The following is a 19,687-nucleotide window of genomic DNA, read 5'->3' on the forward strand; positions in this document are numbered from 1 at the left end:
AACCGCGATGCCCGGTCCGTCCCGGTTCTGCGACGATGCAGGCATGAGCGCTTCCACCCCGCAGCCCGACCAGTCCATCCGCCCTGCCGACCGCCGGGTCTCCGCCCGGATCGGCGCGATCGCCGAGTCCGCGACCCTCGCCGTGGACGCCAAGGCCAAGGCCCTCAAGGCCGCCGGCCGTCCGGTGATCGGCTTCGGTGCCGGCGAGCCCGACTTCCCCACGCCGGACTACATCGTCGAGGCGGCCGTCGAGGCCTGCCGCGACCCGAAGAACCACCGTTACACCCCGGCGGGTGGCCTGCCCGAGCTGAAGGCCGCGATCGCCGCGAAGACGCTGCGCGACTCCGGCTACCAGGTGGACGCGTCCCAGGTGCTGGTCACCAACGGCGGCAAGCAGGCGATCTACGAGGCCTTCGCGGCGATCCTGGACCCGGGCGACGAGGTCATCGTCCCGGCCCCGTACTGGACCACCTACCCGGAGTCGATCCAGCTGGCCGGCGGTGTCCCGGTGGAGGTCGTCGCCGACGAGACCACCGGCTACAAGGTCTCGGTCGAGCAGCTGGAGGCCGCCCGCACCGAGAACACCAAGGTGGTGCTCTTCGTCTCGCCGTCCAACCCGACCGGCGCGGTGTACACCCGGACCGAGGCCGAGGCGATCGGCCGCTGGGCGCTGGAGCACGGCCTGTGGGTGCTCACCGACGAGATCTACGAGCACCTGGTCTACGGCGACGCGGAGTTCACCTCGCTGCCGACCCTGCTGCCCGAGCTGGCCGACAAGTGCATCGTGGTCAACGGTGTCGCCAAGACCTACGCGATGACCGGCTGGCGGGTGGGCTGGGTGATCGCCCCCCAGGACGTGATCAAGGCCGCGACCAACCTGCAGTCGCACGCCACCTCGAACGTCTCCAACGTCGCCCAGCGCGCCGCCATCGCCGCCGTCGCCGGCGACCTGTCCGCGGTGCACGAGATGCGCACCGCCTTCGACCGCCGCCGCAGGACCATCGTGCGGATGCTCAACGAGATCGAGGGCGTCGTCTGCCCCGAGCCCGAGGGCGCCTTCTACGCCTACCCGTCGGTCAAGGGCCTGCTGGGCAAGGAGATCCGCGGCCGGCGCCCGCAGACCTCCGGCGAGCTGGCGAGCCTGATCCTGGACGAGGTCGAGGTCGCCGCCGTCCCGGGTGAGGCCTTCGGCACTCCCGGCTACCTGCGGTTCTCCTACGCGCTCGGCGACGAGGACCTGGTCGAGGGCATCAGCCGGATCCAGAAGCTGCTCGGCGAGGCCCGCGACTGAGACCCACCCCGAGGTAGTTCCGGTACGGACGTCAATCCGACGTACGGGATTCACCCGGCGCACCGCCCTCTTTCACCCCTTCGGGGGACGGAAAGGGGGCGGTTCCCGTTTGGGGGTCGCATACGGCAGTATCGGCGAATGGAACGCCTGTTGAACCCGCGAGACGTCAGGGGCCTCCCGAAGGCCCACCTGCACCTGCACTTCACCGGCTCGATGCGGCCCGCCACCCTGCTTGAGCTGGCCGACAAGCACGGCGTCCGGCTGCCGGAGGCGCTCAGCTCCGGCGAACCGCCCCGACTGCGGGCCACCGACGAGCGCGGCTGGTTCCGCTTCCAGCGCCTGTACGACACCGCCCGCTCGGTGCTCCGGGACGAGTCGGACATCCGCCGGCTGGTCCTGGAGACGGCCGAGGACGAGAAGCGGGACGGCTCCCGCTGGCTGGAGATCCAGGTCGACCCGACCTCCTACGCGCCCCGGCTGGGCGGGCTGATCCCCGCGCTGGAGCTGATCCTGGACGCGGTGGAGCACGCCGCCGGGGCCACCGGGGTGGGCATCCGGGTGCTGGTCGCGGCCAACCGGATGAAGTCCCCGATGGACGCCCGGACGCTGGCCCGGCTCGCCGTCCGGTACGCCGACCACGGCGTGGTCGGTTTCGGCCTCTCCAACGACGAGCGCCGCGGCCTGGCCCGGGACTTCGACCGGGCCTTCGCGATCGCCCGCAAGGGCGGGCTGCTGGCGGCCCCGCACGGCGGCGAGCTGGCCGGGCCGGAGTCCGTCCGGGACTGCCTGGACGACCTGGGCGCCGGCCGGATCGGCCACGGCGTGCGGGCCGCCGAGGACCCGCGACTGATGGCCCGGCTGGCGGACCGGCAGGTCACCTGCGAGGTCTGCCCGTCCTCCAACGTCTCGCTCGGCGTCTACGAGCGCCCCGAGGACGTCCCGCTGCGCAAGCTGTTCGACGCCGGGGTGCCGCTGGCGCTCGGCGCGGACGACCCGCTGCTGTTCGGCAGCCGGCTCGCCGCCCAGTACGACCTGGTCCGCGACGTGCTGGGCTTCAGCGACACCGAACTCGCCGAGCTGGCGCGGCAGTCGGTGCGCGGCTCGTGCGCGCCGGAGGCCGTCCGCAAGGAGCTGCTGGCGGACATCGACGCCTGGCTGGTGGACGGGCGCAGCGCCGCCTAGAGCTTGACGCCCACCATCACCGGCTCGTTCACGAGCTCCACCCCGAAGACCTCCCTGACCCCGTCCCGGATCTCCCGGGCCAGCGCCAGCAGGTCCTCGGCGGTGGCCGAGCCGCGGTTGGTGAGCGCCAGGGTGTGCTTGGTGGAGAGGGTCGCCGGGCCACTGCCGTAGCCCTTGCCGAAGCCCGCCTTGTCGATCAGCCAGGCCGCCGAGGTCTTGGTGCAGCCCTCCGGGGCCGGGTAGGCGGGGGCGTTCTCGGCGCCCGGGCGGGTGCGGAAGGACTCGTACTGCGCGGCCGTGAGCACCGGGTTGGTGAAGAAGGAGCCGGCCGACCAGGTGTCGTGGTCCGCCGGGTCCAGCACCATGCCCTTGCCGGAGCGCAGCTTCAGCACCGCCTGGTACGCCTCCCCCAGCGGCACCCGCTCGCCCTGCTCGACGCCGAAGTGCTTGGCGACCTCGGCGTACTTGACCGGGGTGGAGAGGCCCGCGTGGTCCGCCAGGGCGAACCGCACCCGCAGCACCACGTAGCGGTCCGGCTCCGCCTTGAAGCGGCTGTGGCGGTAGGAGAACGCGCACTCGGCGTTCGTCAGGGTGACCACCCGGTCGTCGGCGCGGTCGTACGCGACCACCTCGGTGATCGTCTGGGCGACCTCCTGGCCGTACGCGCCGACGTTCTGCACCGGGGTCGCGCCGGCCGAGCCGGGGATGCCGGCCAGGAACTCGACGCCGGCCAGGCCGTGCTCGCGCACCGCGCGGGTGACCGCCTCCGACCACACCTCGCCGGCCGCCAGCTCCAGCACCGCGCCGTCCAGGGCGAAACCGGTGGTGGCGATCCGCAGCACCGTGCCGGGGAAGCCGGCGTCGCCGATCACCAGGTTGGAGCCGCCGCCCAGGACCAGCAGCGGCTCGCCGGCCGCGTCGGCCTCGCGGACGGCGGCGATCACCTCGTCATCGGTGTGGGCGGTCACCAGGCGGCGGGCCGGGCCGCCGAGCCGGAGCGTGGTCAGCGGGGCGAGGGGGGCGTCGTTTTCTACCAGCACGCCCACCAGCGTACGGGTGCGGGGGCGGCCGACCCGCCGCCCCGTGGCCGGAGCCGCCCGTGCTCAGGCCTTGACGGGCTCGGCGGCCTCGGCCTGCCCGTCCTCGGGCTCGGCGGCCTCCGCACGGACGAGAACCGCCCCAAAGACCCGTCGAGCGGGCCTCCGGGGCGGCTGATCAGCGAAGGAGCCGCAGCTCAGGCGAGCCGGACGACCGCCTTGGACATCCCGAGCACCTTCTGCCCGCCGGTGGTGGCCAGCAGGTCGACCTGCACCTTGCGGTCGTCCAGCTTCTTGGCGACCTTGGCGGAGACCTCGACCACCGCGCCGACCCCGTCGTTCGGCACCGGCACCGGACGGACGAAGCGGACGCCGTACTCGACCACCGCGGCCGGGTCGCCGGCCCAGTCGGTGACCACCCGGATCGCCTCGGCCATGGTGAACATGCCGTGCGCGATGACGTCCGGCAGGCCGACCTCCAGTGCGAACTTCTCGTTCCAGTGGATCGGGTTGAAGTCGCCGGAGGCACCCGCGTACTGCACCAGCGTGGCGCGGGTCACCGGGAAGGACTGCGCCGGGAGCTCGGTGCCGACCTCGACCTCGTCGTAGTTGACCGTCATGCCGCTCACTCCCCCGCCTCGTCGGCGGCCCGGGCCACCAGCGTCATGATCGACGTCACCACGTGCTCGCCGCTCTCGTCCGCCACCTCGCCGCGCACGGTGAGCACGTCGTTGCCCGCCAGCGACTTGATGTTGTCGATGGTGATCGCGACCGTCAGCCGGTCGCCGGCCTGCACCGGGCGGGTGTAGACGAACTTCTGGTCGCCGTGCACCACCCGGCTGTAGTCCAGGCCCAGGTCCGGGTCCTCGACCACCTGGCCGGCCGCACGGTAGGTGATCACGAACGGGAAGGTCGGCGGGGCGATCACGTCCCGGTGGCCGAAGGCCTTCGCCGCCTCCGCGTCGGTGTACGCCGGGTTGGCGTCCCCGATCGCGATCGCGAACTCGCGGATCTTCTCCCGGCCGACCTCGTACGGCTCGGTGGGCGGGTAGCTACGCCCGATGAAGGAGGGGTCGAGCGCCATGGCAGCTCCTCGAAACGCGGGTGGATACGAAAAAACTCCGGGCCGCACCCCCGTTGAGGGATGCGGCCCGGAGTAGAAGACCTGAATTCACACAGGCCCGACGCCCTACGACAGGGTCAGCGGGTCTCGCGGTGCGCGGTGTGCGAGTTGCAGCGGGGGCAGTGCTTCTTCATCTCAAGACGGTCCGGGTCGTTACGCCGGTTCTTCTTGGTGATGTAGTTCCGCTCCTTGCACTCCACGCAGGCCAGCGTGATCTTCGGGCGGACGTCGGTGGCAGCCACGGGAGTGCCTTCCTTGGACAACGAATAAGAACACAACAAGAGTAGCCGACCGGGAGTGCGATCTCCCGACCGACTACGCGGGGTAGCGGTGACCGGACTTGAACCGGTGACACAGCGATTATGAGCCGCTTGCTCTACCAACTGAGCTACACCGCCACAGTGATCCGCAGGACAGCCTGAGCTGACTGCTTCTCACCAGAGCCCCCATGCGGAATCGAACCGCAGACCTTCTCCTTACCATGGAGACGCTCTACCGACTGAGCTATAGGGGCGAACGAGGAAGAGATTACACGTTCCGCGCCCAGAGGTGAAATCCGTATCCCGAGGCGAAGACCGCAGGTCGGCGAGGTGGACGGACGACCGATCCAAGGCAGGGTGTTCGACGGGCCCGCGCACCGCGCGCCCCGACCCGATACGACTATTGCCCGCCTCCCGGCGCCCCGCCCCCACGCGCCATAGGCTCGACCCTCATTGACCGGGACACCGGCCGATCCCCACGGAGCCGATCCCGACCGGTCCCCCACCGGTCCCCACTGGGCAGTGCGAGAAGGAGCCGGCGATGGACAGCGCAGCCGCCGACGGGCCGCACTCCGGGCCCGGCCCGGCGGCCAACCCGCTCGGGCACGGCCCGGTCCTGCTGCTCACCCGCGCCCGACTGGCCGACGGACGGGTGGTGGACGTCCGGATCAGCGGCGACCGGATCCAGGCCGTCGGCACCGTCGGCAGCCTCGGCCCGCTGCCCGCCCTGCCCGGCGCACCCACCGTCACCACCGGCGCCCGGATCGACCTCAAGGGCTACCTGCTGCTCCCGGCCCCCGCCGAGGCGCACGCCCACTACGACGCCGCCTTCTCCGCCGCCCTGCCCGCCCCGCCGCCGGAGACCCCCACCGACCTCACCCGCCGGGTCACCGAGGCCGCGCTCACCTCGCTCGGCTACGGCGCCACCGCCCAGCGCACCCACGTCCGGATCGGCGACGTGCACGGGCTGCACCGACTGGAGGCGGTGCTCACCGCCCGGCAGGCACTGCGGGGCCTCGCCGAGCTCCAGGCGGTGGCGATGCCCCGGCTGCTCACCGGCCGGGCCGGCGCGGACGGGCGGGCACAGCTGCGCGAGGCACTCAAGCTCGGCGCCACCGCGGCCGGCGGCTGCCCGGAGCTGGACCCGGACCCGGCCGGGTACGTGCAGCTGCTGCTGGAGGCCGCCCGGGAGGCGGACTGCCCGGTGGACCTGCACACCACCGCCGCCGACGCGGCCCAACTGGCCCGCCTGGCCGGCGCGTTGGCCCCACTTCGGCCGCGGGTGTCGCTCGGCCCGTGTGGGGCGCTGGCCCGGGGCGCCTCCACCGTGTTGGCGACCAGCGGGGTGCGGGTGGTCTGCCTGCCGCAGAACGGCGGGTGCACCGGGCTGGAGGGCCGGGTGACCGGCCTACGGCCGGGCCTGGTGCGGGAGTTGGCCTCGGCCAGGGTGCCGTTGGCGGCGGGCAGCGGCGCGCTGCGGGACCCGTCCAACCCGGTCGGCCGGGCCGATCCGCTGGAGTCGGCCTACCTGCTCGCCGCGGGCGGGGAGTTGGACCCGGACGCGGCGTACGACGCGGTGGCGAACCAGGCCCGGGCGGCGCTCGGGCTGCCGCCGATCCGGGTGGACGCGGGCTTCCCGGCGGAGCTGCTGGCGGTGCGCGGAGACAGTCTGGCCGGGGCGCTCGCGGGCGGGCACAGCCGGCTGGTGGTGCACAGCGGCCGGGTGGTCAGCCGGACCAGCGCGGTGCGGGAGTTCGCGGACACCGTGGCGCTGGCGCTGCCCCGGCAGTCCGACGGTGCGGACGGCTGAGGCCCGTACCGGCGGAATCGAGCACCGGGGCGAGCACGTGTCCGGGACGTCACGTAGCGGCGAAATCAAAGGGGCGCGCGATGTTTGTCGCGCGCCCCTCCCCCACCTGCTGGCCGCCTTGGCGGCGGCTGGAGAGCGGCCCCGGGCTTCCCCCACACGGAGCAGGGCCCGCTCGTTCCGGCACTGACGCTACGCCCACGGAACACCCCGGCCGACCGGCCTTGACGCCCTCCTGTCGCCGGCCGCGCCGCCCTTGACGGTTCGTTGACGCCCTCAGGGCGCGTAGCGCGCCCTCAGGGCACGTAGCGGTACCCGATCCCCGGTTCGGTGACCAGATGGCGCGGGCGCGCCGGATCCCGCTCCAACTTGCGGCGCAGCCCGGCGAGGTAGACCCGCAGGTAGTTGCCTCGTGCCTCCTGGGCCGGGCCCCACACCTCGCGCAGGATCTGCCGCCCGGGCACCAGCCGGCCGGGGTTGGCGAGCAGCAGGCTGAGGATCCGCCACTCGGTCGGGGTGAGCCGCACCGGGCCGCCCGGGCCGGTCACCGTGGTGGCCGCGAGGTCGACGGTGTGGTCGCCGATCACCGGCCGGCCCAGTGGGACCCCGCCTAACGGCCGGCGCAGCACCGCACGTAGCCGGGCCAGCAGCTCGTCCATCAGGAACGGCTTGGTGAGGTAGTCGTCGGCGCCCGCGTCCAGGGCGCCGATCTTGTCGGCGGCGTCGCTCCGGCCGGAGAGCACGATGATCGGCACCGCGCTGTGGCTGCGCAGTCCGCGCAGCACGTCCATGCCGTCGACGTCGGGCAGACCGAGGTCGAGCAGGACGGCGTCCGGGGCGGAGTGCGCGGCCCGGTCGAGCGCCTCGCCGCCGCTGGCGGCGGTGCGCACGGCGTACTGGCGGGCGCTGAGGTTGATCCGCAGGGTGCGCAGCAGGGCCGGTTCGTCGTCGACGATCAGGACCTCGCACCTGTCGGTGATTCGTTCACTTCGGTCACTCATGCGTCCGCCTCGCTTCGCTCAGCGGTCGCTTCGCGAGACACGCACCTCTCGATGATTCGTTCACTTCGTGCACTCATGCGATGGTTCCTCCCCTGGGACGGCTGGCTCGGTGGCGGCGGGCAGGGTGAGCAGCATGGTGGTGCCGCCGCCGGGAGTGTCCTCGACCTCCAGGCTGCCGCCCATCGCCTCGGCGAGGCCGCGGGAGAGCGCGAGCCCGAGGCCGACGCCGGTGGTGTTGTCGGTGTCGCCGAGCCGCTGGAAGGGCAGGAAGACCCGGTCGCGGTCCTCGGGGGCGATGCCCGGGCCGCGGTCGATCACCCGGATCTCGACCTGGTCGGCGTGGTGGCTGGCGGTGACCAGGACGGGCGCGCCGGGGGCGTTGTGGCGCAGCGCGTTGGTGATCACGTTGGCGAGGACGCGTTCCAGCAGCGGCGGGTCGGCGAGCACCGGCGGGGCGCTGTCCAGATCGAGCGGCTGGATCGGCGCGTACGGGTCGGGGAGGCTGTCGAGCGCCCTGGGCAGGATCTCGTCCAGGTGGGTCTCGGTGAGGTGCAGGGTGAGCGCGCCGGCCTGGAGGCGGCTCATGTCGAGCAGGTTGTCGACCAGGCGGGTGAGCTTGACCAGTGACTCGTCGGCGGTGGCGAGGAGTTCGGCCTGGTCCTCGGGCGAGAACTCGACGTCGGGGCTGCGCAGCGAGCCGACCGAGGCGCGGGCGGCGGCCAGCGGGGTGCGCAGGTCGTGGCTGACGGCGGCGAGCAGGGCGGTGCGCATCCGGTCGGCGGCCTTGATCGGCTCGACCTCTGCGGCGACCACGGCCAGCCGGTCGCGCTCCAGCGCGGCGGCGACGTGGGCGGCGAAGGCGGTGAGCACCCGCTGGTCGGCGGCGGGCAGCCGGCGGCCGGTGAGGACCAGCAGGGCGTCGAGGCCGACCGGGACCTCGGTGGTCTCGTGCTGCCCGTCGCCGGCGTCCGGGTGCTCGGCCTCGCTGTGGGCGAGCACCTCGCCGCCGGTGCGGGAGAGCAACGCGACGGCCTGCATGCCGAAGGCCGTCCGGGACTTCTCCAGCAGGGCGGGCAGCGCGTCCGCGCCGCGCAGCACGCTGCCGGCCAGGGTGGAGAGGGTCTCGGCCTCGGCGGTGGCGCGGGCGGCCCGGGTGGTGAGCCGGCCCGCGTGGTCGACCACGGTGGAGACGGCGAGCGCGATGGCGGCGAAGACCACCAGGGCGACGATGTTGTTGGTCTCGCCGATGGTGAGGCTGTGCACCGGCGGGATGAAGTAGTAGTTCAGCAGCACCGAGGCGATGAAGGCGGCCAGCAGGGCGGACATGGCGCCGCCGAGCAACGCGACGATGACCACGCCGAGCTGGAAGATCAGGGCGTCGGTGGTGAGGTTGATGGTGTCGTGCGCCTGCGAGAGCACGGCGGTGAGCAGCCAGGGCAGCACGAGGCCGGCCAGGTAGCCGGCGACGGTGCGGCGCCGGGAGTGGCGCCGGCCGAGCGAGGGCAGTCGGCCGCGGCCGGTGAACTCGTGGGTGACCATGTGGACGTCGATGTCCTCGGAGGCGTCCACGGTGGTCTGCCCGGTGCCGGGGCCGGTGAGGAAGCGGTTGATCCGGCCGCGGCGGCTGGTGCCGAGCACCAGCTGGGTGGCGTCGTGGGCGCGGGCGAAGGCCAGCAGCGCGGTGGGGATGTCGTCGCCGACCACCACGTGGTAGCTGCCGCCGAGGGACTCGACCAGCTGCCGCTGCTGGGCGAGCGCGCCGGAGGAGGCACCGGCCAGGCCGTCGCTGCGGGAGACGTGGACGGCCAGCAGCTCCCCGCCGGCGGCGACGGCGATCCGGGCGGCCCGTCTGATCAGGGTCTCGCCCTCGGGGCCGCCGGTGAGGGCGACCACGACGCGCTCGCGGGTCTCCCAGACCCGGTCGATCTTGTGGCTGGCCCGGTAGTCGCGCAGGCCCTCGTCCACCCGCCCGGCCACCCAGAGCAGGGCGAGTTCGCGCAGGGCGGTGAGGTTGCCGACCCGGAAGTAGTTGGAGAGCGCGGCGTCCACCTTCTCCGCCTTGTAGACGTTGCCATGGGCCATGCGCCGGCGCAGCGCCTGCGGCGCCATGTCGACGAGTTCGAGCTGGTCGGCCCGACGGACCACCTCGTCCGGGACGGTCTCGCGCTGGGGGATGCCGGTGATCTTCTGGACGACGTCGTTCAGCGATTCCAGGTGCTGGACGTTGACGGTGGTGATGACGTCGATCCCGGCGGCGAGCAGCTCCTCGACGTCCTGCCAGCGCTTGGCGTTGCGGCCGCCGGGGATGTTGGTGTGCGCCAGCTCGTCCACCAGGACGACGGCCGGACGGCGGGCGAGCACCCCGTCGAGGTCCATCTCCTCGAACTCGGCGTCGCGGTAGGAGCGGTGGACGCGGGGCAGGACCTCCAGGCCGTCGGCCATGGCCTCGGTGTGGCGGCGGCCGTGGCACTCGATGTACCCGACCACGACATCGGCACCGCGCTGCTGTCTGCGCCGGGCCTCGTCCAGCATCCGGTAGGTCTTGCCGACCCCCGGGGCGGAGCCGAGGTACACCCTCAGCCGGCCCCTGCGGATGCCGGAGCCGGGGGCGAGGTCGCGGGCCATGGGCACTGCTCTTTCCATCATCGGGAGGTGACAGCCGGGAGGTGACGGCCGGGTGGTGCGTGCGCGTGCGGACACGGGGGCGGCCGACCCGGGCTCGGGAGGAATCCTCCCTCGCCCGGGCCGGCCCGGTCATCCGCCCGTGGGTGACGGCGGTGTCTGATGTGACGTCACCGCTCGGTCACTTCTGCTCGCTGATCGCCTTGTTGAGGAGGACGACGTTGACGCCCTCGTCGCCGAGGAACCCGGCGGAGCGGCCCTCGGTGTACTCGTCGACCAGCTTGGCCACCGTCTCGACCGGCAGGTTGCGCTCCTTGGCGACCCGGTTGACCTGCTCCTTGGCGTAGGCCACCGAGATGTGCGGGTCGAGGCCGGAGCCGGAGGCGGTCAGCGCGTCGGCCGGGACGCTCGCCGGGTCGACGCCGTCGAACGCGGCGACGGCGGCGCGGCGGTCGTTGACGGCCTTGAGCAGGTCGTCGCTGTTCGGGCCGAGGTTGCTGGCGCCCGAGTTGTCACCGGCATAGTTGTTGGCGGAGGGCCGGGGCTGGAACCACTTCGGGTCCGGCTTGGGCTCCTCCTTCGGGTCGTCGGGGTTGACCTTGGGCAGGTTGTAGTTCTGGCCGAGCAGGCTGGAACCGATCTGCTTGCCGTCGGACTTCACGATCGAGCCGTTGGCCTTGTCGCTGAACGCGACCTGCGAGATGCCGGTGACCAGCAGCGGGTAGGCGATTCCGAGGATCACCGTGAGCACCAGCAGCGCGCGCAGCGCGGTGAAGTGGGTGCGGACGGTCGTCGGCAGGGGCTTGGACATGGTGTTCTCTCCTTCCCCGCGTCAGTTGAGGCCGGGGATGAACTGGACGATCAGGTCGATCAGCTTGATGCCGACGAACGGCACCACCAGGCCGCCGAAGCCGTAGACCCCGATGTTGCGGCGCAGCAGCGAACTGGCGTCGGACGGACGGTACTTCACGCCGCGCAGGGCGAGCGGGATCAGGCCGATGATGACCAGGGCGTTGAAGATGATCGCCGAGGTGATCGCGGACTGGGGGCTGTGCAGGCCCATGATGTTGAGGTGGCTCAGGCCCGGGTAGACCCCGGCGAACATCGCGGGGATGATCGCGAAGTACTTGGCCACGTCGTTGGCGATCGAGAAGGTGGTCAGCGCACCGCGGGTGATCAGCAGCTGCTTGCCGATCTCCACGATCTCGATCAGCTTGGTCGGGTTGGAGTCCAGGTCGACCATGTTGCCGGCCTCCTTGGCCGCCATGGTCCCGGTGTTCATCGCGACGCCGACGTCGGCCTGGGCGAGCGCGGGGGCGTCGTTGGTGCCGTCGCCGGTCATCGCGACCAGCTTGCCGCCCTCCTGCTCCTTCTTGATCAGGGCCATCTTGTCCTCGGGCGTGGCCTCGGCGAGGAAGTCGTCCACGCCGGCCTCCTCCGCGATCGCCTTGGCGGTCAGCGGGTTGTCGCCCGTGATCATGATGGTCTTGATGCCCATCCGGCGGAGCTCGTCGAAGCGCTCCCGCATGCCCTCCTTGACCACGTCCTTGAGGTGGATCACCCCGAGGACGCGGGCCGGCTCGGCCCCGATCCTGGTGGCCACGACCAGCGGGGTGCCACCGGCCGCGGAGATCCCGTCGACCAGGGTGGAGACCTCGTCGCCGACCGAACCGCCGTTCTCGGTCACCCAGTTGGTGACGGCGCCGGCGGCGCCCTTGCGGACCTGGTGGACACCGTCGGACTCGTCCAGGTCCACACCCGACATGCGGGTCTGGGCGGTGAACGGGACCCAGGTGGCGTGGGTCAGCTCGCCCTGGGCGCGGGCCCGCAGACCGTACTCGGTCTTGGCCAGGACCACGATCGAGCGGCCCTCGGGCGTCTCGTCCGCGAGGGAGGAGAGCTGGGCGGCGCTGGCCAGTTCGTCGGTGCCCACGCCCGGGGCGGGCAGGAACTCGGCGGCCTGGCGGTTGCCCAGGGTGATGGTGCCGGTCTTGTCGAGCAGCAGGGTGTTGACGTCGCCGGCGGCCTCGACGGCGCGGCCGGACATCGCCAGCACGTTGCGCTGGACCAGGCGGTCCATACCGGCGATGCCGATCGCGGAGAGCAGCGCGCCGATGGTGGTCGGGATGAGCGCCACGATCAGGGCGACCAGGACGATCATCGACTGCGGGGCGCCCGCGTAGGTGGCCATCGGCTGGAGCGTGACGACCGCGACCAGGAAGACGATGGTCAGCGAGGCCAGCAGGATGTTGAGCGCGATCTCGTTCGGCGTCTTCTGCCGGGCGGCGCCCTCGACCAGGGCGATCATCCGGTCGATGAACGACTTGCCGGGCTCCGAGGCGATCTTCACCACGATCCGGTCGGACAGCACCTTGGTGCCGCCGGTGACGGCGCTGCGGTCGCCGCCGGACTCGCGGATGACCGGCGCGGACTCACCGGTGATCGCCGACTCGTCCACTGAGGCGACACCCTCGACGACGTCGCCGTCACCGGGGATGATCTGCCCGGCCTCGACCACCACGTGGTCGCCGAGCCGCAGGGAGGTCCCCGGGACCTCCTCCTCGGCCCGGGTGGCGGGCCAGTCGGTGAGCCGGCGGGCGACGCTCTCGGTCTTGGTCTTGCGCAGGGTGTCGGCCTGGGCCTTGCCGCGGCCCTCGGCGACGGCCTCCGCCAGGTTGGCGAAGATCGTGGTGAGCCAGAGCCACACGGTGATGGCCCAGGCGAACACGGACGGGCTGGCGATCGCGGAGACGGTGGTGACCACCGAGCCGACCTCGACCACGAACATCACCGGGTTCTTGACCATCACCCGGGGGTCGAGCTTCTTCACCGCGTCCGGCAGGGACGCGACGATCAGCTTCGGATCGAGGAGGCCGCTCGCCACTCTGTGCGGCGCGGTGGGCTCGGCCTTGTCGGCCGGTACGGGGTTGAGCGTAGGGGTGGACATCAGGAGAGACCTTCCGCGAGCGGCCCGAGGGCCAGGGCCGGGAAGTAGGTGAGGCCGACGACGATCAGGACGACGCCCGACAGCAGGCCCACGAACAGCGGCTTGTGGGTGGGCAGGGTGCCCGGAGTGGCCGGGACCGGCTGCTGCTGGGCGAGCGAACCCGCCAGCGCCAGGACGAAGACGATCGGCAGGAAGCGCCCGAACACCATGCACAGGCCGAGCGCCGTGTCGTACCAGTCGGTGTTGACGGTCAGACCGCCGAAGGCCGAGCCGTTGTTGTTGGCGGCCGAGGTGAAGGCGTACAGCACCTCGGAGAAGCCGTGGGCGCCCGAGTTGAGCATCCCGGCCCGCTCACCCGGCAGGGCCATCGCCACACCGGTACCGACCAGCACGATGGTCGGGGTGGTGAGGATGTACAGCGAGGCGAACTTCATCTCGCGGCCGCCAAGCTTCTTGCCCAGGTACTCGGGGGTGCGGCCGACCATCAGGCCGGCGACGAACACCGCGACGATGGCCAGGATCAGCATGCCGTACAGGCCGGAGCCGGTACCGCCGGGCGCGATCTCACCCAGCATCATGTTGAAGATCGTGATGCCACCGCCGAGCGGCGTGAACGAGTCGTGGAAGGAGTTCACCGCACCGGTCGACGTCAGCGTGGTCGAGGCGGCGAACAGGGTCGACCCGGCGATGCCGAAGCGCTGTTCCTTGCCCTCCATCGCCGCGCCCGCGGCCTGCAGGGCGGTGCCGTGGTGCTGCGACTCGGCGAAGGTCAGCAGAGCCACCGAGGCGACCCAGAACAGACCCATCACAGCGACGATCGCGTAGCCCTGGCGGTTGTCGCCGACCATCTTGCCGAAGGTCCGCGGCAGCGCGAACGGGATCACCAGCAGCAGGAAGATCTCCAGCCAGTTGGTGAAGCCGGTCGGGTTCTCGAACGGATGCGCCGAGTTGGCGTTGAAGAAGCCGCCGCCGTTGGTGCCCAGTTCCTTGATGACCTCCTGGGAGGCCACCGGGCCGCCCGGGATCTTCTGCACGTCGCCGGCCAGGCCGGTGATCTCGTGGAAGCCGTGGAAGTTCTGGATCACGCCGTTGGCCACCAGGACCAGCGCGAACACGAACGCGAGCGGCAGCAGGAGCCGCAGGTTGATCCGGACCAGGTCCACCCAGAAGTTGCCGACCCGGTCGGTCCTGTTCCGGGTGAAGCCCCGGACCAGCGCGGCGACGACGGCGATGCCGACGGCCGCGGAGACGAAGTTCTGCACCGCCAGGCCCGCCATCTGCACCAGGTGGCCCATCGCGGACTCGCCGCTGTAGGACTGCCAGTTGGTGTTGGTGACGAACGAGATCGCGGTGTTCCAGGCCTGGTGGCCGTCCATCTGCGGAACGCCCAGGTTCAGCAGCAGGAAGGTCTGGAGGCGGATCAGGCCGTACAGGAAGAGCACGGAGACGGCCGAGAAGGCCAGCACCGAGCGCAGGTACACCGGCCAGCGCTGATCGGCGTCACCGTCGACGCCGATCAGCTTGTAGATGCCGCGCTCGACTCTGAGGTGCTTGGCGGTGGTGAGGAGCTTGGCGATGTAGTCGCCGAGGGGGCGGTAGCACAGGGCCAGCGCGCCGACGAGGGCGAGGGCCTGCATCCAGCCCGCGAGAGTGGATCCCATGTCAGAACTTCTCCGGGAAGATCAGCGCCACGACGAGGTAGCCGACGAGAGCGACGGCCACGACCAGACCAGCGATGTTCTCGACGCTCATGCGCCCACCTCGCTGCGCTCGGCGGGCGCTTCGCGCAACACGCCCCTGTTGATGGTTCGCTCGCTGCGCTCGTTCACAGCTTCTCCACCCCCCGCGCGATCAGGGCGATCACGGCGAACACGGCGACCGTGACACCGACGTAGATGAGATCGGACATGGGCTCCACCAGCGTGGTTCGGGAGATGCCGCAAGCGGGCCGGAGGCCTCGCGCGGCACCGGCGGACGACCGGCAGATGCAGCAAACCAGCCGTCCAGGGCGCGTTAGGGGGCCCTGACGCCCTCCATACGGGTGAAAGCTGGTCGTTGACGCGACCTTGACGCTTGCTTCACCGGGCCGAGACCGTCGTAATCGGGCCGATATCCACGGCCTGGCCTGGGAACGCGTCGGGCGTGTTCACAGCGGGTCCGTGCACGCCTCGGAGCAGCCGCGAACCCTCCCGATCCCGGTCACATCCGCATCCGCAGCCGGCAGACCACCGCGTCGGTGTGCCGGCGCAGGGCGCGGTCGATCACGGCGCCGCGCCGGTTCTGCAGCGCCCGCTGGAACCAGTGGGCGGGCTCGACCTCGGGGATCAGCACGGTGAGCCGGTCGTAGGCGTGCTCCTCGCCGAGCCTGTTGACGAACTCGGCGATCGGCAGGCCTAGGCGCCGGTGGTCCTCCGGTATCTCCAGCAGGGGCACGCCGGGCTGCCACAGCTCCCAGTCCCGGCGCAGCGCCTCGGCGTCGGCCGACTCGTGCACCACGGTGACCGCGAGCACCTCGTCGCCCAGCGACAGCGCCGCCGACAGGCCGTCCCGGGTGAGCCGGGTGATCGCCGTCACCGGGACCACTACCAGGCTGCGCTGGCGGGTCACCGCGCCCGGCACCCGGCCGAGCTCCAGGCGCTCGCCGATCCGCTCGTAGCTGCGGTGGATCGCCTCGAACAGCACCACCAGCAGCGGCAGGGCCACCACGATGCCCCAGGCGCCCTCGGTGAACTTGGTGCCGGTCACCACGAGGGTGGCGACGCCCGTCAGCAGCGCGCCGAAGCCGTTCAGCGCGGCCTTCCACTGCCACCCGGCCGGGCGGTTCAGGAGCCAGTGCCGGACCATGCCGACCTGGCAGATGGTGAAGCCGACGAAGACGCCGATCGAGAAGAGCGGCACCAGGCTGTTGACGTCACCCCCGGAGCCGACCAGCAGCGCGGCCGACACCGCGGCGAGGAACAGCACTCCGTACCGGTACACCTGGCGGTCGGCGCGCAGCGCGAACACGTGCGGGAGGTGGTTGTCCCGAGCCAGCAGGTCCATCAGCACCGGCAGACCGCCGAAGGAGGTGTTGGCGGCCAGGCCGAGCAGGACCACGGTGGCGAACTGGACGACGTAGAAGCCGGCGCCGTGGCCGAGCGAGGCGTCGGCGAGCTGGGCGAGCACGGTGACGCCCTCGACCGGCTGGAGGTGGAAGCGGCCGATCAGCACGGCCAGGCCGATCAGCATCACGCCGAGCAGGGCGCCGAGCGCGACCTCGGTGTGCTGCGCCCGCTTCACCCGCGGGGTGCGGAAGGAGGGGACGGCGTTCGCCACCGCCTCGACACCGGTCAGCGCCGAGCAGCCGGCCGCGAAGGCCTTGAGCAGCAGCAGCGCGCCGACCGCGGTGGCGTTCTCGGCGAGCACGGAGGCGTGGCCGGCGGCGGCCTCGGTGCTGGCCGGGGCGTCCCGGAACAGGCCGGCCACGATGATCGCCAGGATGGCGAGGACGAAGACGGCGGTCGGGATCATGAACCAGCGCGCCGACTCGGCGATGCCGCGCAGGTTCACCGCAGTGACCAGGGCGAGCACGCCCAGGCAGAGCCAGACCCGGTCGTCGTACAGGCCGGGGACCGCGGAGGTGAGTGCGGCGACGCCGGCGGTGACCGAGACCGCGACGTTCAGGATGTAGTCGATCACCAGCGAAGCGGCCGCGGTCAGCGCCGTCCGGCGGCCCAGGTGCGCCTTGGCGACCGCGTAGGAGCCGCCGCCGTCCGGGAAGGCCGCGATCACCTGCCGGTAGGAGGCGACCAGCACCGCGAGCAGCACGGCGATCGCCACCGTGACCGGGAGGGTGAAGCCCAGCCCGTACGAACCGGCGGCGGCCAGCACCAGCACGATCGATTCGGGGCCGTACGCGACCGAGGCCATGGCGTCCAACGAGAGCGCCGCCAGTCCGCCGAGCGCGCTGAGCCGGTGGCGCTCGTCACCCGCGCCGGTATCGGGCGGTTCGTCGGCCGTCACGGCCGGGGTGGAGACGGCGCTGGACATCGGACGGGACCTCCGCAGTCGGTAGTTGCTCCGAATCCTGCGGTCCGCGCGCCCGACGCTCCCCCGGCCCCTACGCGTTCCTGACGCCGCCACGAGCGCCTTTGACGCGCTCTTGACGCGGTTGCCGTCGCGGCGGGAGGGGCGGTTGGCGGGGGTGGGCGAGCCGTTGTCCCGGCGGGCGCCGGTTGGGAAGACGATCAGCTCAGTCGAAGGACTCCCACCCCCGGCCTCCCACTCTGCTGCCTACCCTGGGCAATTGCAAGCAATGTGCAATAACTGCTGCCGCTCGGCGCCGGGGTAAACGAAACAGCCCCTGATCTGCGTTTCCGCAGATCAGGGGCTGTTTTCTATCCTGTGGCTGGTGCAGGGTTCGAACCTGCGTAGCTTGCGCGACAGATTTACAGGCCGCTGACCAGGCGGGCGCTGACCAGGCAACTCCCGATCCTAGGCCGGATCTGGTCCGCGCCTGGTCCGGATCATGGTCTCGACGGCCCCCTGCCACCTCACCTCCGCGAGCACCTGAAGGGCCGCGTCGGGCAGCGATCTTCGCTGCCCGACGCGGCCCTTCTGTGTCTCAGCTCACGCCCCGCCGGCCGGACCGCCGACGCCGAGGTCCAGCCGGGCCTGAGTGTGATAGGCGTTGAGCAACTCGACCAGGACAGGGGTGGTCGACACCGCAGTGTGCTCGCGGGCGGCAATCTCGGACTCCCATAGCACGATGTTCACCGCCTTCGCCGCCTCCACGGCGGCCGGACTCGCGAGCAGCACGAGCGTCTCGAAGAGCGCCGATCGCTGGATCTCCGCCTGCTCCATCGTCGCCAGGAACTCCGCCCGCACCGTCGAGCCCGCCTCAGCCTGTCTGGCCCGCTTGGCGACCGCGTCGATCTCCTTCACGCAGGTCGCGTACTGCACGTAGGTGTCGAGCTTCCGCTCGTCCCACCGCGCGGCCATCAGCCGCCGATGCTTGGTCCGCTCCGCCCACCCGGTGGCCACGAACGAGGTGAGCGCACCCAACAGGACGCCCACCAGCGTGACGATCTGAGTAATCACCACCCAAAACCTACCGAGTGCGACCACCCCTGGGAAGAACAACGCCCAACACAGCGAAATCGCTACAGAGGCTTCCCGGCTGTGACCGGAGCCGAGGGCGAAGGGTGAACGTCGTTTACTAGCCGATTTGGTGGTGATGCGCTATGCCTTCACTCCTGTGATGTTGGTGAAGGCGGCTGTTCCTGAGTAGCCGATGAGGAATCCGATGAGCAGTCCGCCCCAGAAGTCCTCGACAGTTACGAAGGATTGGGCCTCGGACTTACGTGCGGAGAAGATAATGGCGGCCCAGCTCAGGATTACTGAGAGGAGCAGCGATGCCACGGAGATGCCAAGTCGGGCTGACGCCATGGCGTCCAAGGTTCCCGCGTTCTGCAGCGAGCGCGCGGCGCTCCCGACCGCCCCTCCCGCGACGCCACCGAGCATGACGTTCCGAAGCGCAGATTTCACCGGCACCGTGAACGACGTGGTGTTGGAGAATATCCGTCGGCGTGGGCGCTCCTGATCGCTCCCCGCAGCAGCTGGGGCGGTAGGGCCCTCGGAGCCCGCGACCGAGGGCTCTAGAGCGTAAATGACTGTCAGTTGCAGGTGATACTTCGCCGGGATGAAGAAGGGGCCCTTGTTGGTTCCCAGACGGATGGTCCATACATCCGTGCAGCCAGGTTCAAGGGCTGCGCCGTCGGGGAGCGAGCCGATCAGCTTTACGCGCTCGCTCGCGTCTCGCATCTTGATATTTACCGTGCTATCCATGGAGTTGACACGGACATTTCTGAGAAATCCCTCCAGGTTGACGGTGCCGTCGCGGGAGTCGATTTCAACCTGAGATTCAATCTTCGCCCACGACAACCTGTTCTGCGCTTCCAGGTCACTAACCTGATCCTCGATGCGCCGACGCTCGGAGGTAGCAGACTCCCCCAGATCCGCCAACTTCTCCCGGAGATTCCGTATCTCTTTATCTCGCTTTAGGATCTGCTTGATAACCTTCCTTTCCTGGCGCCGCTCCCGCCCCTGTTTGTCTGGTTCCTCGGGGAGATTTGGGCGCCACAGAAGCTGCGTAGGAAGGCTCAACTCCACCGAGTCGATCCAGGCGGGCAGGGCGAACGGGTTCTTGATATGGAGGTAGACCGTGAAGTCTGTGCCCGAGTAGACCTCGGGCACGGAAAGGTCAACTGACAGATCAAGCAAGCCAAGTTGGGCCGATGGCACCTGGTCAGATGTCGTCACCGGGCCAAGGTAGCCCCGTGCCGGTCTTCAAGTTGGCGCTTTCGGATACTGACCTCGGCGCTTCGAGGTGATGGCGGCGGCAGGTCGAGGGAGAGGCCGGTGCCGGAGAGGAAGCCG

Annotated in this window: 16 protein-coding genes and 2 tRNA genes; 3 read left to right on the forward strand and 15 right to left on the reverse strand. The window is 70.9% G+C overall.

The window, feature by feature from the left end:
• The first annotated feature begins 43 nt into the window (after nucleotides 1–43).
• Nucleotides 44–1,291, forward strand: a complete 1,248-nt coding sequence (locus tag ACFQ87_RS00535) for a pyridoxal phosphate-dependent aminotransferase (protein WP_380608308.1) — start codon at nucleotides 44–46, stop codon at nucleotides 1,289–1,291.
• 138 nt (nucleotides 1,292–1,429) lie between these two features.
• Nucleotides 1,430–2,473, forward strand: a complete 1,044-nt coding sequence (locus ACFQ87_RS00540; RefSeq protein WP_380608309.1) for an adenosine deaminase — start codon at nucleotides 1,430–1,432, stop codon at nucleotides 2,471–2,473.
• Here the strand turns inward: ACFQ87_RS00540 and ACFQ87_RS00545 are convergent.
• The 6 genes from ACFQ87_RS00545 to ACFQ87_RS00570 form a co-directional block, all read right to left on the reverse strand.
• Nucleotides 2,470–3,513: a UDP-N-acetylmuramate dehydrogenase gene (locus ACFQ87_RS00545; RefSeq protein WP_380608310.1), complete on the reverse strand. Its 1,044-nt coding sequence runs from the start codon at nucleotides 3,511–3,513 to the stop codon at nucleotides 2,470–2,472. The genes ACFQ87_RS00540 and ACFQ87_RS00545 overlap by 4 nt on opposite strands.
• A 194-nt stretch (nucleotides 3,514–3,707) precedes the next feature.
• Nucleotides 3,708–4,130, reverse strand: coding sequence for a MaoC family dehydratase (locus ACFQ87_RS00550; protein ID WP_380608311.1), 423 nt, complete (start codon nucleotides 4,128–4,130; stop codon nucleotides 3,708–3,710).
• Between the two features lie 5 nt (nucleotides 4,131–4,135).
• Nucleotides 4,136–4,594, reverse strand: coding sequence for a MaoC family dehydratase N-terminal domain-containing protein (locus ACFQ87_RS00555; protein ID WP_380608312.1), 459 nt, complete (start codon nucleotides 4,592–4,594; stop codon nucleotides 4,136–4,138).
• Nucleotides 4,595–4,710: 116 nt separating this feature from the next.
• The gene (rpmG, locus tag ACFQ87_RS00560) at nucleotides 4,711–4,875 is read right to left on the reverse strand and encodes a 50S ribosomal protein L33 (protein WP_006604855.1); all 165 of its coding nucleotides are present in this window, start codon (nucleotides 4,873–4,875) and stop codon (nucleotides 4,711–4,713) included.
• Between the two features lie 83 nt (nucleotides 4,876–4,958).
• Nucleotides 4,959–5,031 (reverse strand) — tRNA-Met (locus ACFQ87_RS00565).
• A 43-nt stretch (nucleotides 5,032–5,074) separates the two neighbouring features.
• Nucleotides 5,075–5,147, reverse strand: a tRNA-Thr gene (locus ACFQ87_RS00570).
• A 287-nt stretch (nucleotides 5,148–5,434) separates the two neighbouring features.
• On the opposite strand from ACFQ87_RS00570, the gene ACFQ87_RS00575 reads away from it, so the two are divergent.
• The gene (locus ACFQ87_RS00575) at nucleotides 5,435–6,703 is read left to right on the forward strand and encodes a hydrolase (RefSeq protein WP_380608313.1); all 1,269 of its coding nucleotides are present in this window, start codon (nucleotides 5,435–5,437) and stop codon (nucleotides 6,701–6,703) included.
• A gap of 293 nt (nucleotides 6,704–6,996) precedes the next feature.
• Here ACFQ87_RS00575 and ACFQ87_RS00580 read toward each other — a convergent pair whose 3' ends face one another.
• The 9 genes from ACFQ87_RS00580 to ACFQ87_RS00620 all read right to left on the reverse strand — a co-directional run bounded on the left by ACFQ87_RS00580 (nucleotide 6,997) and on the right by ACFQ87_RS00620 (nucleotide 19,570).
• Nucleotides 6,997–7,701 carry a response regulator gene (locus tag ACFQ87_RS00580; RefSeq protein ID WP_380608314.1) on the reverse strand — a complete coding sequence of 235 codons (705 nt, stop codon included), beginning with the start codon at nucleotides 7,699–7,701 and terminating at the stop codon, nucleotides 6,997–6,999.
• Nucleotides 7,702–7,761: 60 nt separating this feature from the next.
• The gene (locus ACFQ87_RS00585) at nucleotides 7,762–10,326 is read right to left on the reverse strand and encodes an ATP-binding protein (RefSeq protein ID WP_380608315.1); all 2,565 of its coding nucleotides are present in this window, start codon (nucleotides 10,324–10,326) and stop codon (nucleotides 7,762–7,764) included.
• A 178-nt stretch (nucleotides 10,327–10,504) separates the two neighbouring features.
• Nucleotides 10,505–11,134 (reverse strand): potassium-transporting ATPase subunit KdpC, encoded by a 630-nt coding sequence (gene kdpC / locus ACFQ87_RS00590; protein ID WP_380608316.1) that lies wholly within the window; start codon nucleotides 11,132–11,134, stop codon nucleotides 10,505–10,507.
• A gap of 21 nt (nucleotides 11,135–11,155) precedes the next feature.
• Nucleotides 11,156–13,270: a potassium-transporting ATPase subunit KdpB gene (gene kdpB, locus ACFQ87_RS00595; RefSeq protein WP_380608317.1), complete on the reverse strand. Its 2,115-nt coding sequence runs from the start codon at nucleotides 13,268–13,270 to the stop codon at nucleotides 11,156–11,158.
• The gene (kdpA, locus tag ACFQ87_RS00600) at nucleotides 13,270–14,931 is read right to left on the reverse strand and encodes a potassium-transporting ATPase subunit KdpA (RefSeq protein WP_380608318.1); all 1,662 of its coding nucleotides are present in this window, start codon (nucleotides 14,929–14,931) and stop codon (nucleotides 13,270–13,272) included. Before kdpA ends, kdpB begins: the two co-directional genes overlap by 1 nt.
• Nucleotide 14,932: 1 nt before the next feature.
• A complete protein-coding gene (gene kdpF / locus ACFQ87_RS00605; protein WP_380608319.1) occupies nucleotides 14,933–15,022 on the reverse strand; it encodes a K(+)-transporting ATPase subunit F in 90 nt (29 codons plus the stop codon).
• 447 nt (nucleotides 15,023–15,469) lie between these two features.
• Nucleotides 15,470–17,299 (reverse strand): APC family permease, encoded by a 1,830-nt coding sequence (locus tag ACFQ87_RS00610; protein WP_380608320.1) that lies wholly within the window; start codon nucleotides 17,297–17,299, stop codon nucleotides 15,470–15,472.
• Between the two features lie 579 nt (nucleotides 17,300–17,878).
• Nucleotides 17,879–18,349 carry a hypothetical protein gene (locus ACFQ87_RS00615; protein ID WP_380608321.1) on the reverse strand — a complete coding sequence of 157 codons (471 nt, stop codon included), beginning with the start codon at nucleotides 18,347–18,349 and terminating at the stop codon, nucleotides 17,879–17,881.
• 141 nt (nucleotides 18,350–18,490) lie between these two features.
• Nucleotides 18,491–19,570, reverse strand: coding sequence for a hypothetical protein (locus ACFQ87_RS00620; protein WP_380608322.1), 1,080 nt, complete (start codon nucleotides 19,568–19,570; stop codon nucleotides 18,491–18,493).
• Between the last annotated feature and the right edge of the window lie 117 nt (nucleotides 19,571–19,687).

Source organism: Kitasatospora sp. NPDC056531, from assembly GCF_042794375.1.
Lineage (GTDB): Bacteria > Actinomycetota > Actinomycetes > Streptomycetales > Streptomycetaceae > Kitasatospora.

What these genes read in the sequence shown, in the direction of transcription:
- ACFQ87_RS00535 (WP_380608308.1), top strand. Translation starts at nt 44, where the DNA reads ATGAGCGCTTCCACCCCGCAGCCCGACCAGTCCATCCGCCCTGCCGAC.
- ACFQ87_RS00540 (WP_380608309.1), top strand. Translation starts at nt 1,430, where the DNA reads ATGGAACGCCTGTTGAACCCGCGAGACGTCAGGGGCCTCCCGAAGGCC.
- ACFQ87_RS00550 (WP_380608311.1), bottom strand. Translation starts at nt 4,130, where the DNA reads ATGACGGTCAACTACGACGAGGTCGAGGTCGGCACCGAGCTCCCGGCG.
- ACFQ87_RS00555 (WP_380608312.1), bottom strand. Translation starts at nt 4,594, where the DNA reads ATGGCGCTCGACCCCTCCTTCATCGGGCGTAGCTACCCGCCCACCGAG.
- ACFQ87_RS00575 (WP_380608313.1), top strand. Translation starts at nt 5,435, where the DNA reads ATGGACAGCGCAGCCGCCGACGGGCCGCACTCCGGGCCCGGCCCGGCG.
- ACFQ87_RS00580 (WP_380608314.1), bottom strand. Translation starts at nt 7,701, where the DNA reads ATGAGTGACCGAAGTGAACGAATCACCGACAGGTGCGAGGTCCTGATC.
- ACFQ87_RS00585 (WP_380608315.1), bottom strand. Translation starts at nt 10,326, where the DNA reads ATGGCCCGCGACCTCGCCCCCGGCTCCGGCATCCGCAGGGGCCGGCTG.
- kdpC (WP_380608316.1), bottom strand. Translation starts at nt 11,134, where the DNA reads ATGTCCAAGCCCCTGCCGACGACCGTCCGCACCCACTTCACCGCGCTG.
- kdpB (WP_380608317.1), bottom strand. Translation starts at nt 13,270, where the DNA reads ATGTCCACCCCTACGCTCAACCCCGTACCGGCCGACAAGGCCGAGCCC.
- kdpA (WP_380608318.1), bottom strand. Translation starts at nt 14,931, where the DNA reads ATGGGATCCACTCTCGCGGGCTGGATGCAGGCCCTCGCCCTCGTCGGC.
- kdpF (WP_380608319.1), bottom strand. Translation starts at nt 15,022, where the DNA reads ATGAGCGTCGAGAACATCGCTGGTCTGGTCGTGGCCGTCGCTCTCGTC.
- ACFQ87_RS00610 (WP_380608320.1), bottom strand. Translation starts at nt 17,299, where the DNA reads ATGTCCAGCGCCGTCTCCACCCCGGCCGTGACGGCCGACGAACCGCCC.